The sequence below is a fragment of the Ancylobacter sp. FA202 genome, from assembly GCF_000380205.1.
Taxonomy (GTDB): domain Bacteria; phylum Pseudomonadota; class Alphaproteobacteria; order Rhizobiales; family Xanthobacteraceae; genus Ancylobacter.
The window spans coordinates 47457-64385 of sequence record NZ_KB904819.1; the positions used below are offsets into that span (position 1 = coordinate 47457).

Annotated in this window: 10 protein-coding genes; 2 read left to right on the forward strand and 8 right to left on the reverse strand. The window is 68.2% G+C overall.

Translation table 11 applies throughout. The features are described from left to right. Positions 1-2: 2 nt before the first annotated feature. On the forward strand, positions 3-1433 hold the full coding sequence (locus tag A3M1_RS0123730; RefSeq protein ID WP_018391486.1) for an aldehyde dehydrogenase family protein: 1431 nt from the start codon (positions 3-5) through the stop codon (positions 1431-1433). A gap of 156 nt (positions 1434-1589) precedes the next feature. Here A3M1_RS0123730 and A3M1_RS0123735 read toward each other — a convergent pair whose 3' ends face one another. From A3M1_RS0123735 to A3M1_RS0123745, 3 genes are read right to left on the reverse strand one after another with little or no spacing between them, the layout of a single operon-like run. Further along, positions 1590-4691 (reverse strand): efflux RND transporter permease subunit, encoded by a 3102-nt coding sequence (locus A3M1_RS0123735; protein ID WP_018391487.1) that lies wholly within the window; start codon positions 4689-4691, stop codon positions 1590-1592. Then, complete coding sequence (locus tag A3M1_RS0123740; RefSeq protein ID WP_039784564.1) at positions 4688-5773, reverse strand: efflux RND transporter periplasmic adaptor subunit; 1086 nt, start codon at positions 5771-5773, stop codon at positions 4688-4690. Before A3M1_RS0123740 ends, A3M1_RS0123735 begins: the two co-directional genes overlap by 4 nt. Continuing rightward, the gene (locus A3M1_RS0123745) at positions 5770-6753 is read right to left on the reverse strand and encodes an efflux RND transporter periplasmic adaptor subunit (RefSeq protein WP_245261949.1); all 984 of its coding nucleotides are present in this window, start codon (positions 6751-6753) and stop codon (positions 5770-5772) included. The genes A3M1_RS0123740 and A3M1_RS0123745 overlap by 4 nt, the downstream gene beginning before the upstream one ends. 282 nt (positions 6754-7035) lie before the next feature. Here A3M1_RS0123745 and A3M1_RS25340 point away from each other — a divergent pair, with 282 nt between their 5' ends. Further along, entirely contained in the window at positions 7036-7737 is a 702-nt protein-coding gene (locus A3M1_RS25340) for a TetR/AcrR family transcriptional regulator (protein WP_198291195.1), read from the forward strand. Between the two features lie 31 nt (positions 7738-7768). Here the strand turns inward: A3M1_RS25340 and A3M1_RS26220 are convergent, their stop codons facing one another. The 5 genes from A3M1_RS26220 to A3M1_RS25560 are packed head-to-tail and all read right to left on the reverse strand — an operon-like array spanning position 7769 to position 16879. Then, positions 7769-10030 carry a GSCFA domain-containing protein gene (locus tag A3M1_RS26220; RefSeq protein WP_018391491.1) on the reverse strand — a complete coding sequence of 754 codons (2262 nt, stop codon included), beginning with the start codon at positions 10028-10030 and terminating at the stop codon, positions 7769-7771. 3 nt (positions 10031-10033) lie between these two features. Then, the gene (locus tag A3M1_RS0123760) at positions 10034-10789 is read right to left on the reverse strand and encodes a hypothetical protein (protein ID WP_018391492.1); all 756 of its coding nucleotides are present in this window, start codon (positions 10787-10789) and stop codon (positions 10034-10036) included. Beyond that, positions 10786-12981 carry a glycosyltransferase gene (locus tag A3M1_RS0123765; RefSeq protein WP_018391493.1) on the reverse strand — a complete coding sequence of 732 codons (2196 nt, stop codon included), beginning with the start codon at positions 12979-12981 and terminating at the stop codon, positions 10786-10788. The genes A3M1_RS0123760 and A3M1_RS0123765 overlap by 4 nt, the downstream gene beginning before the upstream one ends. Then, positions 12981-14489 (reverse strand): hypothetical protein, encoded by a 1509-nt coding sequence (locus tag A3M1_RS0123770; RefSeq protein ID WP_018391494.1) that lies wholly within the window; start codon positions 14487-14489, stop codon positions 12981-12983. Before A3M1_RS0123770 ends, A3M1_RS0123765 begins: the two co-directional genes overlap by 1 nt. Beyond that, entirely contained in the window at positions 14486-16879 is a 2394-nt protein-coding gene (locus tag A3M1_RS25560; protein ID WP_018391495.1) for a glycosyltransferase family A protein, read from the reverse strand. The genes A3M1_RS0123770 and A3M1_RS25560 overlap by 4 nt, the downstream gene beginning before the upstream one ends. Between the last annotated feature and the right edge of the window lie 50 nt (positions 16880-16929).

The following is a 16929-nucleotide window of genomic DNA, read 5'->3' on the forward strand; positions in this document are numbered from 1 at the left end:
TCATGAGTCCCAACACGCAGAAGTTCTACATCGATGGCGCCTTCGTCGAGCCGCTGGAGAACCGACCGCTCGGCGTGGTCGATCCGGCGACCGAACAGGAATTCGCCACCATCTCGCTGGGCACGCAGGCCGATGTTGATCGCGCCGTGGCGGCGGCGCGCGCGGCCTTCGCCAGCTTCCAGTTCTCCACCAAGGAGGAGCGCCTGGCTCTCCTTGAGCGGCTGCTCGCGGTCTATGAGCGCCGCTACGAGGATGTCGCCCAGGCGATCAGCCGCGAGATGGGCTCGCCCATCGCCCGCGCCCGTGATTCCCAGGCCTATGCCGGCCTCGGCCATTTGAAGGCGACCATCGAGGCGTTCCGGCGCTTCGAATTCGACGAGACGCGCGGCACCACCCGTGTCACCCATGAGCCGGTTGGCGTCGTCGGCCTCATCACGCCGTGGAACTGGCCGCTCAACCAGATCATGTGCAAGGTCGCGCCCGCCATTGCCGCCGGCTGCACCATGGTGCTGAAGCCCTCCGAAATCGCCCCGATCTCCGGCATCGTCTTCGCCGAGATCGTCCACGAGGCCGGCTTTCCCAAGGGCGTGTTCAACCTGGTCAATGGCACCGGCCCCGAAGTCGGCGCCGCGCTGTCCTCGCATCCCGACATCGACATGGTGTCCTTCACCGGCTCGACCCGCGCCGGCACCGATGTGGCGCGCAACGCCGCCGCGACAGTGAAGCGCGTGGCGCAGGAACTCGGCGGCAAGTCCGCCAACATTGTGCTGCCCGACGCCGATCTCGAGGCGGCGGTGTCGGAAGGCGTGCGGGCCTGCTTCGGCAATACCGGCCAGTCCTGTGACGCCCCGACCCGGATGCTGGTGCCGGCCGACCGGCACGGCGAGGCGCTCGACATCGCCCGCCGCGCCGCCGAGGCGGTGCTCGTTGGCTCCCCCACCGACCCCGAGACACAGATCGGCCCGCTGGTCAGCGATGTGCAGTTCGCCAAGGTGCAGGACCTCATCCAGGCCGGTATCGATGAGGGCGCGACCCTCGTCATCGGCGGCACGGGCAAGCCGGAGGGGCTAGAGACCGGCTACTATGTGAAGCCGACGGTGTTTGGCGACGTGAAGCCCGGCATGCGGATCGAGCGCGAGGAGATCTTCGGGCCGGTGCTGTCGATCATCCCCTATGACAGCGTGGAGCAGGCCGTCGCCATCGCCAATGATACGCCCTATGGCCTGGCGGCCTATGTGCAGGGCGCGGACATCGACGAGGCCCGCCGCGTGGCGCGCCAGCTTCGGGCCGGCTCGGTCTATCTCAACTACCCGGACTGGGACCTGTTCGCCCCCTTTGGCGGCTACAAGCAGTCCGGCAATGGGCGCGAATATGCCGATTTCGCCCTGCGCGATTTTCTGGAGATCAAGGGCATCGTCGGCTACGGCGCCTGAGGGCGATGTCCATAATCGGCCGCACGGTCCCGCGTCTCGCCGGTGCGACAGCGCTCCGCCGAAGCGGCTGCGCGGCGGATTGACAAGGGTCAGGACTTCTCCGCCACGCGCGGAGAAGTCCATTCGCAGATCCTGCCCCTGTCGCCGCAACCCTGTTCAGGTGGCGCCGCCACCCGTGGGTCGCAGGCTCGCATCCTCTGCCGGGGGCGCGGCCGGCACGTCGTCCGGCTCCTTGATGCGGAACCAGGCGACATACAGCGCCGGCAGGAACAGCAGCGTCAGCACCGTGCCGACGATGATCCCGCCCATCATCGCATAGGCCATCGGGCCCCAGAACACCTCGCGCGAGATCGGGATCAGCGCCAGCGAGGCCGCCGCGGCGGTGAGCATGATCGGCCGCATCCGGTGCTCGGTGGCCTCCAGCACGGCGTGCCACCTGTCCTGCCCTTCCCCGATCAGGTGCTCGATCTGCACGACGAGAATGACCGAGTTGCGGATAAGGATGCCGATCAGCGCCAGCACGCCCAGTATCGCCACGAAGCCCAGCGGCGCACCGGAAGGCAGCAGCGCGGCGACGACGCCGATCAGGCCGAGCGGCGCGACCGCCACCACCAGGAACAGGCGCTGGAAGCTCTGGAGCTGGAACATCAGCAGCGTCGCCATGGTGATCAGCATGAAGGGGGCGACGGCGAGGATCGGGCCCTGTCCCTTGGCGCTCTCCTCGACCGCACCGCCGGTGACGACATGATAGCCCGGGGGCAGCCTGGCGATGAAGGCGTCGAGCGTGGGCTTGATCTGGTCGACGACGGTCGCCGGCTGGACCGGCGTCACCAGGCCCGCCTTGACCGTAATCGTCGGGATGCGGTTGCGCCGCCACAGGATCGGCTGCTCCAGCTCATAGTGGAACGTCGCGATCGCGGCGAGCGGGAAGGATCGCCCGTTCTGGGTCGGAATCTGCAGGTTCTCCAGCGTCTCGATCGAGGCGCGCTCGGTGGCGCGGGCCCGGCTCACGACGTCGACGAGGTAGATGGAGTCGCGGATCTGCGTCGCGGTCGAGCCGCCGACGACACCGTTCATCACCGTAGCCACGTCCTGCGAGGTCACGCCCAGCTGGCGCGCCTTGTCCTGCAGGATGTCGATCTTCACCACCCGCCCCGGCTCGATCCAGTCATAGGTGACGCGATCGGTGTTTTCGTTGGCGCCGACAATGCCGGCGACCTCCTGGGCAAAGGCCCGCACCTTCGCGACATCCGGGCCGCTGATCCGGTACTGGATCGGGCGCCCGACCGGCGGCCCGATGTCCAGCGGGTGAACGAAGACGTCGGTGCCGACGAATTCCTGCTCGCCGAGAGTCTTGAGGCGCTTGATCACACGGTCGCGCGATTCCAGCCCCTTGGTCATGATGACGATCTGCCCGAAATTCGGGCTCGCCGGCTGCACGTCGAAGGACAGCAGGAAGCGCTGCGCGCCTTCGCCGACATAGGACGACCAGAAGGCGATGTCGTCGTCGCCCTTCAGCGCCGCCTCGAAGCGGTCCATCTGCGCCCGGGTCTCGGTGATCGAGGCGTTCTGCGGCGCCGTCCAGTCGACAATGACCTCGGGTCGATCGGAGGAGGGGAAGAATTGCTGCTGCACGAACCCCATCCCAACCAGCGATCCGACGAACAGCGCGAGGGTGGCGGCGATGGTCAGCCATTTGAAGCGCACGCAGCCATGCAGCACCGCGCGGAACAGCCGGGTGAAACGCCCCGCTTCCTCATGGTGCTTCTTCATGGATTTCGGCAGCAGGCTGACGCCGAGCAGCGGCGTGAACACAACCGCGACAATCCACGACACCACAAGCGAGACCGCGATGACCACGAACAGGGTGAAGGTGAACTCGCCGGCGCTGCTGCTGTTGAGCCCGACCGGAATGAAGCTGGCGACCGTGACAAGCGTGCCGGTGAGCATGGGGAAGGCGGTGGAGGTGTAGACATGGGTCGCCGCCTTCTCCAGCGTGTCGCCCACTTCGAGCCGTGACACCATCATCTCGACCGCGATCATGGCGTCGTCCACCAGCAGGCCGAGGGCGATGATGAGCGCGCCGAGCGAAATGCGCTGGAGCGAGATGCCGAGATATTCCATCACCACGAAGGTGATCGCCAGCACCAGCGGGATCGACAGGGCGACGACGAGGCCGGCGCGCATGCCGAGGCTGATGAAGGACACGACCAGGACGATCGCCACCGCCTCGCCCAGCGCCTTGGTGAAGCCGCCGACCGCCTCCTCGACCACCTGTGGCTGGTCGGAGACCAGATGCACGCCGACGCCGACAGGCAGCTCGGCCTCGATCCGGCGCATCTCTTCCGACAGCGCCTCGCCGAACTCCAGCAGGTTGGCGGCCGGCTTCATGCCGATGGCCAGCCCGATGGCCGGCTGCCCATCATAGCGGAACAGCGAACTCGGCGGATCGGCATAGCCACGGGTGATGGTCGCCACATCAGACAGGCGGAAGAACCGGTCATTAATCCAGAGATTGACCTTGCTCAGGTCCTTCTCCGAGGCGAACTGCCCGTTGGTCCGCACCGAGATCCGCTCGCCATCCGCCTCGACGGTGCCGGAGGGAGCGACGGCGTTCTGGGCGCTCAGCGCATTGATGATGGTCTGCTGGGAAAGGCCGAGCGCCGCCATCTGCGGGGTGGAGAATTCAAGATAGACGATCTCGTCCTGTGCCCCGATCAAATTGACCTTGCCGACATTCGGCACGGTGAGGATCTGGGCCCGTGCCGCCTCCGCATAGTCGCGCAGCTGGCGCTGGGTGAGGCCGTCGGAGGTGAAGGCGTAGATATTGCCGTAGACGTCGCCGAAATCGTCGTTGAAGAACGGGCCCTGCACGCCCTCGGGGAGTTCTCCCTTGAGGTCCGTGAGGATGTTGCGCACCCGCAGCCAGGTGTCGTTGACGGCGCGCCCCTGCGTCGTGTCGCGCAGGTTGAGGAAGATGGTCGTCCGGCCCGGCGAGGTCTGGCTCTTGGTGTAGTCGAGGGTGGTGATCTCCTCGAGCTTGCGCTCGATCCGGTCGGTCACCTGCGTCGCGGTGTCCTCGATCGTCGCCCCCGGCCAGATGGCGGTGATGAGCATCGTCTTGATGGTGAAGTTGGGATCTTCTTCACGACCGAGATTGAAATAGGCCATGGCGCCGGCAACCGACGCGATCAGCATGAAATACCAGACCAGCGAGCGGTGGCGGAGCGCCCAGTCCGACAGGTTGAAGCCGTTCATGGAACCATCTCCGGATCGAGCTTTATCGTCTGGCCTTCGGTGAGGCTGTTCACGCCGGCGGTCACGACCCGCGTTCCGGCCTCGATCCCTCCGGTGATCCGAACCGTTTCGCCGGCCTCGTCCGTGACCTCCACCGGCTTGCGCGCGACGGTCATCGCCTGTTCGTCCACCACCCAGACAAAACGGCGGTCATCGGCCGTGAGCAGGGCGGAGCGCGGCAGTTCGATCGCGCTTTGCGTGATCTGCTGTGGCGAGGCGATGACGGTCGTGCCGATGCGGAAGGTCGGCGGGGGGGCGTCGAGGGTGATGCGGATGCGCCGCGTCCGGGTGGCGGCGTCGGCCTGCGGCGCGATCTCGCGCACGCGGCCATCGGCATGGATGCTGGGCTCGACCTGCAGCGCGGTGGTGAACAGGTCGCCCACCTTGAACGCCCGCGCTATCTCGTCGGGAACGTCGACCATGGCCTCGCGAATATCGGCCTGCGCGACGGTGATGGCGGTCGCGCCGGCATTCACCGTCTGGCCGACTTCGGCATCGGTGGCGGTGACGATGCCATCGGTCTCGGACAGCAGGCGGGTGTAGGAAAGCTGTTCCTGCGCCTTGTCGAGGGCCGCGCGGCCGCGGGTGACGGCGGCATTGGCGCTCGCCAGCGCTTCCTCCGCCGTATCGAGATCGGCCTGCGAGGCGACCTTGTGGCCGACAAGCACCTTTTTCCGGTCGCGGGTCGCGGTTGCGTAGACGAGCTGGGCCTCCGCCTTGGCAAGCTCCGCCTCCAGCTGCCGGACGGCAAGGGAAAGGGTCGTCGGGTCGAGTTCGGCCAGCACCTGCCCGGCCGTAACCGTCTGGCCGACATCGACATGGCGCGAGACCACCCGCCCCAGCACGCGGAAGCCGAGATCGCGCGAAAAGCGCGGCTGGACCGTGCCGGTGAAGCGGACCGCCTCGGCGCCCTGCGGGGCCACCACCATTGACAATACGGGCCGGACGGGGGGCGCTGGCGCCGCCTCATTCTCCGAGCAGGCACTGAGCGCGACCAGGGAGCCGAGCCCGACCAAGGTGACGAATGCGCGTCGAACCATCATGACGGTTCTCCCGATGAGATGGAGACAATTTGGCCGGCGCGCAGGAACTGGCCGCCCGCCGTCACGACCAGCTCGCCTTCCGCCAGCCCGGCACTGACGAGGATTTCCCCCGTCCTGTAGCGTTCCACGGTGATGGCGCGTTGCGATACGGCGTTGGTCGCGGGGTCGATGACCCAGACCGCGGGTCCGGCTTCACCGGCGGCAAGCGACGTCCAGGGCAGCGTGACAACCTCCGTGCTCGCCCACGCCCCGCTGCCGAGCACGGCCGCGCCCAGGCTCATGGCGGCGGGCGGATCAATCAGCGACATCTTCACCCGCACGGTGCCGGTCGCGGTGTCGAAGGTCGGGGCGATCTCGCGCACGATGGCGGTGGCGACCACGCTCCTGTCGGAGAGCAGCCTGATTTCCACCCTGTCGCTTGCAGGCGCATCGGCGAGCAGGGCCTCATAGACATCGAACACCACGTCGCGCGCCCCGTCCTGCGCCAGGGTGAACACCGTCTGCGCCGCCGACACCACCTGTCCCGTCTCGGCGTCGCGGGCGGTGATCACGCCGTCGGCGTCCGCCTTCAGAACGGTCAAGGCGAGCTGTTCCTCGGCGGTGCCGACATCGGCCCGGGCCGATTCCACCGAGCTTTCGGCGCGGCGCAGCTGTTCCTCGGCCGCGTCGTAGCTGCTGCGGGTGGTGAAGCCGCTCGCGATCAGCTGCTGCTGCCGCTTGAAGCTGCTCTGCGCCTGCGCCAGCGTCGCCTCGGCCGATTGCAGCGACGCCTTGGCGGCCTCCAGATCGGCGACCTGCTCCGGCGTCTCGATCGTCGCCAGAACGTCGCCCGCCTTCACATGGTCGCCGACATCGACCTTGCGCTCGGCGATACGGCCGGCGACGCGAAAGGAGAGCTTGCTCTCCACCCGCGCGGCGACCGTTCCGCTCAGCGACACCGTGCGGGCGATCGGCTGGAAGGAGGCCGGCTGAGCCTTCACCGTCTCCAGGGCCCGCGGTGCCTGTGCCTGCTCCGGTCCGCAGCCGGTCAGCGCGGCGAGCGCGAGGAGGCCGATGACGAGAACCCCCGCCCGGTTCGGCCGCCGGCGCCTCGAAGGCCCGGCTATGCTTGAAAGACCCACGCGCATGAGGACCTGCCTTGGCTGTACTGGTCAGTTCAGTTCAGTTTTACGCTTGACGCATATTGCGGGCGCGGTCAATGATGAACTGAACAGTCCAGTCCATTTTCTTGCGCATGGGGGCCCGCCATGGTTCGCCACCCTTTGAAGATCGACACGTCCGATGCGGTCCGCGGCGGCACGGAGGCGGCAACCGCGCCGGGCGCCAAGGCTCTCGCCCTGCCCGATCGGGAGAACCCCAGGGTGCGGCAGGTGCTGGAGGCGGCGCATGCGCTGTTTCTTGAGCTGCCCTATGATGCCGTCAGCACCGACGCGATCGCCAAGGCCGCCGGTATTTCGAAGACGACACTCTACGTCTATTTTCCCAGCAAGGAGGCCGTGTTCTCGGCCCTTGTTCAGCAAAATTGCGAACAGACGGCACACTCCATCTGGAGTTCCGCATCCGAGTCGGAGGATGTCGAGGAAGCGCTGCGGCTGATCGCCCGGAACTTCATGACCATGTTCGCGACGACGGACGCGCTCGCCTTTTATCGAACCATCATCGCCCAGGTGCCGAGGTTTCCCGAGCTCGGACGTATTTTCTACGAATCGGGACCAAAGGTGATTCAGGAGCGGATCGAGCTTTTCCTGCGCGCGGCGAGCGCCAGGGGCGACCTGTCCATCCCGGACCCGGCGCTGGCGGCCTCCCAGTTCATGCAGCTCATTTCGGTCGACATTCCCCTGACGGGCCTGCTTGGCCTCGGCGCGCTGACGACCGACCGGGTGACGATGACGATCGAAAGCGGCCTCGCGCTCTTCCTGAAGGGCTACCGTCCGCCTCCGGGCGTGACGGCCCCGACCCGCTGATCGATGCCATCCGCCGCCCGCCGCCCGCGCGTCAGCTTTTCGGCAGGCGCGAAAGGATGGAGATGAGCGCGACCATCGCGCTGGTCAGCACGACGATCAACAGCCAGAGCTGCGCCCGCTTCGAGTTCTCCAGTGCCGGCCGGAGCGCCAGGGCGGGCTTCTCGATGAGGTGGAGCGAGGCGATCGCCAGCGCGTAGCTACCGGCAAAATACACCGCTCCCGGCACGATCAGCCCCGTGCCGATACGGCTGAGCGTCCAATAGGAGAGGAAGAAGTGGATGAGGTAGAGCCCATAGCAGAGCCGCCCGGTGAAGGCGAGGAAGGAGGAGCGGATGAGCGGGCGCCAGTGAACGTTGAGGTAGACCGCCGCGAACAGGGCGACGGTGGCGCCCCACCAGATGTAACGAAACTCGGCAAGGAAGCGGGTGCCGGTCTCCAGCGCGAACAGCACGATGAAGGTGGCAATGGCGGCGAGCGCTGCAAACAGCCCCGGTCGGCCGAGCGCCACCGCCGCCCCGAGGGCGATGTACTGCATGCAGCCATAGGTGGTGCGTGACATCGGCATCGGCCATGGCGTGGTCAAGATCCCGGCGTCGAAGCAGAAACCGGCGAGGATGATCCCGAACAGGGCCAAGGGCAGGAAGCGCAGGCCGAGGGCGAGCAGAACCAGCGGCCAGAGCAGGTAGAACTGCTCCTCTATCGCCAGCGACCACATGACATCGGTACGGAATACCGGCTCGATACCGAGACCCTGCGCGTAATTATTGACCAGCAGCAGGTTGAAGGCGACCGAATTGGCGAAGCGCGGCTCGATCGCCGCGCCAACGGCGAGCACGATGAGCATCAGCGGCCAGATGCGCAGCATGCGCCGCACGAAGAAATGCACCAGCGGTTCACCGGAGCGGATCTGCCCGATCAGGATGCGGGTTATCAGGTAGCCGCTCACCATGAAGAACAGCACGACGCCGTGCATGCCCCAGCCCATGATGGCAGGGGGCAGAAAGTCGAACAGCACGCCGCCATGGCACACCATGACCCACAGCGTCGCCAGTCCCCGCAATTCGTCGAGCCCGCCGATGCGGGACTTGAGGGAGGTCGATTCGATGCGGGTGCCGTCAATCACGCCGGTGATGGCGCCACGCCAGTCGCCCGAGCGTGGCCAGGACAGCCGCCGAGAGGCGGCCTCACCCGCCGCGTGCGAGGCGGCGGCCGGGCGATCCAGCGCTTCCTCGTCGCACTCCACCGCCACGATGCGGGCTGAAAGCCCGGCCGACGGGTCGGGCACGCCAGCCGCCGGAGCGGCCTTGGTACCGGCATTGGCCTCGGTTTGGTCCACGCCAGCGGCATGGGAGAGGAACAGCCGCATCACGCGGGCCACGCTTTCCTCGCTCACGCTGCGAAGGTCGGCGCCGAAGCTGCGGCCGCGATTATGCGCGCCGGTTACGATTTCATAGGACGGGAAGTAATGGACATGGGGGTAGAGCCGCCGCACCGCCTCCGCCGCCACCTTCAGCACCGCTTTCGAATGGGTGGTGGCCACCAGCACATGGCTGTCGGGCTCCGCCGTCGCCATGAGCGGCACGGGCGAAACGGTCAGCACGATCTGCGCGGTCGGGTTGAGCGCCTTCAGCCGCTCGACGAAGGCCACCAGATCGGCCTCCACCTCGGCGGCCGTCTGGTTGTGAAAGGCGTAGCGCGCCGGGTCGAAGACGCCCCCCTCGACGCCAGGGCAGAGCGGGAACACCGCGCCGTCTGCCCGCGACTTCCAGCATTCGGTCAGGCCGAGCGTGAAGACGAAGACGTCGCAGCTCTCGAACAGCCGTCGCACGCTCGCCAGGTGTTGCGCGCGATCCGCCTCCATTTCGGCGATCGAGACGAAGCCGCCCGGCTGCACGCTGGGGCGAAACGGGTCGAGCACCCTGCCGTCCGCCTCGGTCCAGGCACTCTCCTCCGGGGTGAAGTCGCCATAGGCGCGCTGCATGAGCTGGAGCAGCTGGCGGGCGGTGTAGAGGTTGCCGTAGCGGGCGGAATAGAGCCCGTAGCCCTGCGCGGTCCGCAGCTCCTGTGAGAGGACCGGGTGTCCATCCTCGACGATGTAGTGGTTGAACCCGGCCTGCTGGAGATGGCGCGCAATGTGCTGCGCGAAGCAGCTCCCGGCCGTCGCCACGCGGCTCTCCCGCGTCAGGCGCAAGTCGAACCCGACGACAGGATCGACCTTATCCGCTGCGGGCGCGGCAACCGAGCGCCGCCAATAGGCGGTATCAGGCAGGTTCTTGTAGGGGTGGGTCGACACGCTTCAGTTCCTTCTTGCCTGCGTGGCAACCGTGGGCGCTTGCTGGCGGCGGACCTCGATCTGGGCCAGCACCTCGCGCCCATAGGCGGCGTTGGCATGCGTTGCGTCGGCGCCATAGAAGTCCGGTGCCAGGAAGCCGTCCGCCGTCAGGGTGGCGGGTGGGTTGGGCAGCAGCTCGACGCCGATCTTGCCGTACAGCTCGCGGGACACGAGAAGCTGGAGCCGCCACAGCTTGAGGCGCAGCGCCGGAGCGCTGAAGCCGATCTCGTCGACCCCCATGTCGCGGAACATGGTGTCGAGATGGCGAAGCATGAACGCCTCATCGGCCTTGGGCGGCGGTGCGGACAGCTGCAGCACGTCGCCCGGCGCGGCCTCGCGGATCGCCTGCGCCATGTTGAGATCCCTGCCCAGGCTCTGCTCGAACAGCGCCCGCAGCGCGTTGAAGGGTACGATCTCCCCCTCGCCCTCCAGCAAGGGGGTGCCGGGTAACATGAAGTCGAAGCGTCGCTGGTGCTGCACGAGGCCGAAGGACTGGTGCTGGTTGCCGCCAATGGCGCAGATCACCAGCGCATCTCGCGGCAGCGCGCGGACACGCGCAAGCGCCTTGTCGAGCGAGAGATCGCCGAACGGCTTGCCGTTTTTGATCTTGGCAAGGCGAAACGCTTCGGCGCCGGCGCATATCGCGCTGCCGCCGGCCGCTAGGGCGCCCTTGAGGGCGTCGGCATGGCTGTCGCCGAGGATGAGGACTGGCCGCGTCACGCACCCGTTTCCTTCTCGCCTGCCGCGGCCGCAGCCCGGTCAAAAGCCTCCAGCACCTGCCGGCGCAGCGCCCCGGGCGCGTACTCCGCCGCCAGCCTCTGCTGGGCGCGCCGCACTTGGGCGACGCGCTCCTCCGGGTGGTCCAGCAGATGCTCTATCGCCGCCTGCCATTCCTCGGGAGAGCCGGCGAGCCGGCCGCTCCCATCGGCGCAGCACTCATCATAGAGAGTGCCACGGCTGGCCACGACGGCGACCCCGGCGGCGGTGTAGTCGATCCATTTCAGATTGGTCTTGCCACGGTTGAACGGGATGTCGAGCAAGGGCGCGATGCCGATGCCCCAGCCCATCGCCGCGAAGGTCTCGCCGAACGTGGCGAGATCGCGCACCGGCGGCGTCACCACGATCCTCGCACCGAACTCCTCCCAGGCCGCCGGCTTCGGCGTGCTGCCAAACAGATGGAACTCAAGGCCTGGCCGCCGGCGCAGCACGTCGGCGATGACCGGCACCAGCGGTTCGAGGTCGTGGGCATGCGACATGCCCATATAGCCGATCCGGGTACAGGCGCCGTCGGCCGGCGGCCGGAGCACCGTGCTGGCACCGGCGATGCGCCCGACATAGGTCGGGCGCCCCCCGCGCAGCGGCGCCAGGCGCTCGCCCAACACGGGATTGACGCAGTAGAGCAGGTCGGCCTTCGCCACGAGGTGGCGGATGGTTTCGGTCCGCTGCGGCGCATTGTGATGGCGGAACTTGCCTTCGCCCAGTGCGGGCGGCACGGCGAGAAGATCGTCGTCGATATGAAACAGGGTGGGCACGGCCTTCTCGCGCGCCCAGTTCACCAGCGCCTCGGCGTGCGGGCCGCTGTAGCGGCAGAACACGATGAGATCGGCCGCGAAATCGTCAAGCCGGCCGAGCGCCCAGTTCCGCGCCTCCGCGCCGTCGATGTTCGCGCCGAAGCGCCGGCTCAGCTCGTCCTCGGAGAGCAGCTCCATCTCGATGGCGCCGGAGGCGAGATCGGGCGCGAGGGGGCTGCGAAAGCAGATCTGCAGCGTCGGAAGAGGGCCGTTGGCGATCAGCAGCACCCGCCGGCCGGAAGCCGCCCCGCTCCGCGCCGTCACCGCCGGGCCGCGCCGCGCCGCGCCCGTCATCAGCCCCGCAAAGGCGCGGTACGTCGTGAGAGGATCGCGCTGCAGCCCGCTCCCCGCCAGAAAACGCTCCTGCTTTTCCAGGAAAGGCGCCGGGTCGGCGGTGGCGGCGCGCGCGAAGGCGAGCCATTCGTCCAGCGTGGCGACGCGCGTCAGCCCGGCATAGTGGTCCATGTCGACGCCGCCGCCACGGTCGCTCCACACGGCGGTGGGAATTCCGCTGAGCAGCATGTCGATGAGGACGGAAGACGGCGCCGAGATGCCATAGGCATATTTCGACAGGTCCACCTTGTAGATCGGGTTGTTGTTCAACACCACGTTCGGCGGCAGCGGCACGTTCTGCCGCAAGGTGTACTGGCCGCCCGGATGCGGGCGCAGCACGACCGATGCCTTCTCCGCCGCCTGCGCCGCGCAGAAGGCGGTGAACACGGTGACGAAATCCTCCCGCATCTGTGAGCCGGAGAAACGCACGGAATGGAGATTCTCGCAGACGATTCCGCGCCCGCTCGCCGGCCCTCGTTCCGGTGGCTGGAGCAGCGCGCTCGGCCCCGTCACCAGCAGCTTGCCGCGCTGCGAAGGCGCTAGCGCGGTAAGGCGCTCGGCCGCCGACCAGCCGCAGACCACGTCGGCGGCGAAGGTGACCTCGTCGCCATGCGCGCGGCGATGCTCGCGCGAATGCAGGAAGCCGACGCATTCAAAGCCGTGCTGCAAGGTCGCCGTGATGTAGGCGCGCGGGGCGGCACGCATCACCTCATGGGCGGTGACGTGGCCGCCGAGATTGGATTCGCTGCCGGCGAACACGATACCCCGGCCCCGCAACGCATCGATCGCCTCGGCGACATTGCCGAAGGATTGCAGCCGCGCATCGCAGACCGCAGCGATCTCGTCGAGCTCGGCTTGCCACGAACCGCTTCGATCGCGTGTCTGGAAGCCGCCCGAGACCAGCAGGCGCGGCGTCAGATCCAGCCGGCGGGCCAGGAAGACCAGCGGCCGCAGGATGTTCACGTCCTGCAGCAGATTCAGCACGAACACCGCCTCGGGTGTCTCCATCAGGCGGCTCCGGGCGAGAGGATGGCGGGAGAAGGTGGCAGCCCTTCTTCAGCGAGGATGAGCGGCATGCCCGGAAGCAGACGCTCGAGCTCCGCGACGATGCGGGGCATCAGCAAACCATGCGCGGCGGCTTGCGCTGCCGGCAGCGGCAGGCCAGCGAGCGCGGTTCCGAGCGCCGCAGCCGCGTCGCCGCGCCCAGCGCTCAGATAGTTCCGCGCGCCAGCCTTCACGAGAGGGCCGACGAGCGGTTCCGCCAGAGTGGCGATCCGCTTGTGAACGAGAAGATCAAGCCCGGTGCCGGCGGCGTTCAGCTGGAATTTCAGGTCATAATCGAAAGGCGGCGACAGCGGCGTCCCGACCGACAACATGCCGTAGCGGTGGGCGAGATCGTGACCAAGGGCATTCGCCTCGGGTCCATGCACGAGGGCGGCGGAGGGGCGCCTGTCGCCGGCTTTTCCAGCCGACATACCCTGCGCGCGGGGCGGCAGTGCGGCGAGATGGTCGATGAGCGTCTGCGCTTCACGCACGGGGTCGGCGAGATCATGCAGCCGTGCGGAAAGGTCGTCGATGCTCGCGACGTTCAGCCGTGCGGTGCCCGCCAGCCCGTCGTCCGCCAGCTGGCCCGCATCGCGATAGACGAACGGCGCCAGCGATTCGTAGAGCGGATATCCGGCGGAGAGCACCTGCGCGCCGGCGCACAGCGCGGTGACGGCGCGGTTGAGCGACTTGGCGATACTGAAAGGCTGCGCGTTGACGGGCAGGAAGGCCGCGTAGCTTTCCTCCAGCAGGGCGCGCTCCTCGGCCTCGCCCCATTCATGCAGCGTGAAAGGGAGCGGCAGCCGCCGCAGTTCGGCCAGCGCGTCGGCTGTCGCCGCGCTCCGGTTGGTCAGGATTCGCAGGCGCACCTCAAGCCCCCGCCCCTGCAGGTCCGCCAGCGCGTCGCCGAAGGCGGCAAGGTCGCGCAGGCCGACCGGGAAATGCGGGTTGCTGCCGATTCCGAACCAGGCGATCTGCAGCAGGCCGGAAGACTGAAGGCGCGCGCTCTTGGCGGCAAGACGCCCTTCAAGCCCGGGCGCGTCGAAGCGGTCGAACGGGTCGTTCAGCACATGAACCGGCAGTTGCGGCGCATAGAGCCGGGCAGCCCTCACCATGGCGGGGGTCGAGCAGAGCGCGAAATCGGCAAGGCGTGTTGCCGCCGACAGCCAGCCGCGCAGATGGCCGAAGCGGCTGTCCTCAACCTGGCTGACATAGTCGTCGAACAGGTCGACGCCGACCTTCCGGCCCGCCTCGCGCGCCGCCTGTCCGATGACAAGGCCAGCCGGCTCATGGCATTTGCTGAGCAGGTAGACATCGCCGTCGAGCGGCGCGGCGTCGGCGAAGCTCGCCACGGGTCGCAGCACCAGCTCGACGCCGAGACGGAGCAGCGGCTCGCGGATCCGGCCATAGCGGATGCGTGCGCCGGCGCGCCGCTCATAGTCGGTGGAAGGGGTGACGACGCAGATCCTCACGCCACTATCCTGTAGGCCGTCATTGCGCTGTGAGCCGCCGAGGACGAAACGGCAGCCGCAGACGGGATGTCGGCGGTGGGTGTGGACGAGGGCGCGACCAGCGTCGCCGTCAGCGCCGTCGTCGCCAGATGCAGGCGCCCGGCTCCCGCTGCCGCCTCCCAGAACCCAGTTGTCAATGTGCCGGCATCCCCGCCGGCTGCGAAGCCACCAAGCGCGGCCCAGTCGTCGCGGCGCACGAGAAACAGCGCGGGGCTGTTGGCAGGCACGGGCCAGCTCGCGGGCGGCAGCGCCGCCAGGCTGTCCTGCAGATGGCGTCGTGAGGAATGTGCCGACAATGGCAGGCCCTGCGAGGTGTAGCAGCCGGTTCCGACCAGCCGCAGCGCGTTCGCTTTGGGGCTGGGGGCGGAGGTAATCAGCGTGCAGGCGGTCGACGCGACCTCCCGGGGCGCCAACAGATGGGCCAGATGGGCGAGCGTGCGGCGATCATGCAGCAGCACGGGACTGCCGAGCACCAGCAGCAGCTCTCCCCTCGCCTGACCGGCAGCCTGGTTGAGGCTGGCGGCGATGGTCTCGTTCTCTTCACGGACCACGACATGGCCGATCTCGGGAAAAGTCTGCCGAAGGACTTCGCGTGCAGCGTCCGAGTTGGCCAGTTCGGCGACGACGATGACATCGGACCAGATCGTCCGGTCCTGCACCGCCAGCGCCTCCAGCAGCGCGGCGGCGGCCAGAGGGTCGTCGGGATAGCGCAGCACTGCCGTGAGGCGCGAGGCCTCGCCGGCAGGCGCTCCGCCGATCGGCTGCAAGGGTGCGAACGGGGCGAGGAGAGCCGCCATAGGGGTGGGCGTCGGCCCGGCCTGGCGCAGCGTCGCCGGCGCCGTGCCGGCCTGAGAGTGCGGCGCCGTGCCCTCCGGCCCGATGAAGCAAGGGAACGGACCCGATCCTCCCGGCTGGCTCGCCTCAAGCGGAAAACCAGTGTCGGGCGGGGACACCAGCCATGCCGGCGTGGCCTCGGCGCCGTGGCACAGGATAAAGGGCGCCGGCCCTGGCTGGCAGCGGCCGAACAGCGCATGGAGGGTCGGCACGGAGTCCGCCATCACCCGCAGAAGGCGCGGCGTGTCGCTCGTGCGCGGTGCGGCGAGAAAGACGGCCTCGCGCAGCCACACGGCGCCGGCGGCGCGGGTCTCCGCCTCCTCGGCACGCGCACGGATGCCGACGCCCGGCACGCGGGCGAGCCATGCGCGCAGATCCGGCGAGAACAGCCGCTCAGCACCTGTCGCGCCCGCGAGATCAACCTCGATCCAGTCGGGAAGCGCGCCCGTTCCCGCCCCATCGTTCCAGCAGGCCAACAGATCGGCGCAGGCCCCGCGCACGGCGTCGAGCCCTGCGAGCCCATTGGTAACCGCAAGCGCCTCGCCGTCATGTATCCCGCCACGGCAAAGCGAGGGAAACGGCAACAGGGTGGAAGCGCGCACCTCGCCGGACGAACTCGTCAGCACGAGCAGGATCGGCAGCAGGGCATTGGCCAGTTGCACATCAAGGAAATCCGGCCCGCTGCCGCTGATGGGCGTTTCGGAAAGCACCGGATCGCCATCGGGCGCACATTGCAGCGCCGTGACGATGCCGCCCTCAGCGTCGGGCGCATCATTGTCGAACCGCAGGCGGAGCACGCGCGCGCCGACAAACCAGCCATCGGCTATCTCCGGTGCACCGGCACCAGAAAAGCGCAGAATCCCGGATGCCGGGGCCGTACGAGCCGGCTCCGCCGCCGGCCACTCATCTTCCGTGCCGTGCGCATCGATCTGCCGAAGGGGCAGGTCCTGCTGGCTCAACCGCAGCAAGGCGTCGACCTGGCGGCGTAATTCCCGCAGGGCGTCGCCGCCGGGCCGGCCATATCCCAGCGTGACGGGACCGAGGGCGAACAGCGCTTGCCCCTCGCCGGCATCTGATGGCGGCTGGCCGCGCCAGCTTGCCGGAAGGTCCTCGGCCTTGAAGGCGGCGTTCAACAGAACCGGGCGATCCGCCGGCTCGCTGGGCACCTTCGGGGGGCGGGCCGCCTTGGCTGGTTGGCCGCGCCGGATGTGCTCCAGCAATGGAGCCACGCCGGCAAGGTCGCCATGGCTCGCCAGACCGATGAACTTACTGCTGGGCTTGCGACCCTCGCGCCAGCCTGAGCGCAGATAGTGGCGGGCCGGATCGAGGCCGGCGGCGGCAACGTCGGGATTTTGCGCCAGATACCAAGCGGCGTCGAACAACTCGCTCTTGCGGATGAGGGCGAGCGCCCGCTCCTCCGCCCGTTGTTCCCGCCACTTGCGCGGGACCGCGCCGAGCTGCTTGACGCACGCACGCAGGAGCTGCCCGAAACGGCCCGGTAGGGTAATTCGCGTCATCGCGCGCCTGCCAGGGATCGAGGCCCGTCACTCCCGAAGTCAGCCGAGGG

Excerpts from the sequence above, each read along its gene's own strand:
- A3M1_RS25560 (WP_018391495.1), bottom strand. The coding sequence starts at position 16,879 with ATGACGCGAATTACCCTACCGGGCCGTTTCGGGCAGCTCCTGCGTGCG.
- A3M1_RS0123735 (WP_018391487.1), bottom strand. The coding sequence starts at position 4,691 with ATGAACGGCTTCAACCTGTCGGACTGGGCGCTCCGCCACCGCTCGCTG.
- A3M1_RS0123740 (WP_039784564.1), bottom strand. The coding sequence starts at position 5,773 with ATGATGGTTCGACGCGCATTCGTCACCTTGGTCGGGCTCGGCTCCCTG.
- A3M1_RS0123765 (WP_018391493.1), bottom strand. The coding sequence starts at position 12,981 with ATGGAGACACCCGAGGCGGTGTTCGTGCTGAATCTGCTGCAGGACGTG.
- A3M1_RS0123730 (WP_018391486.1), top strand. The coding sequence starts at position 3 with ATGAGTCCCAACACGCAGAAGTTCTACATCGATGGCGCCTTCGTCGAG.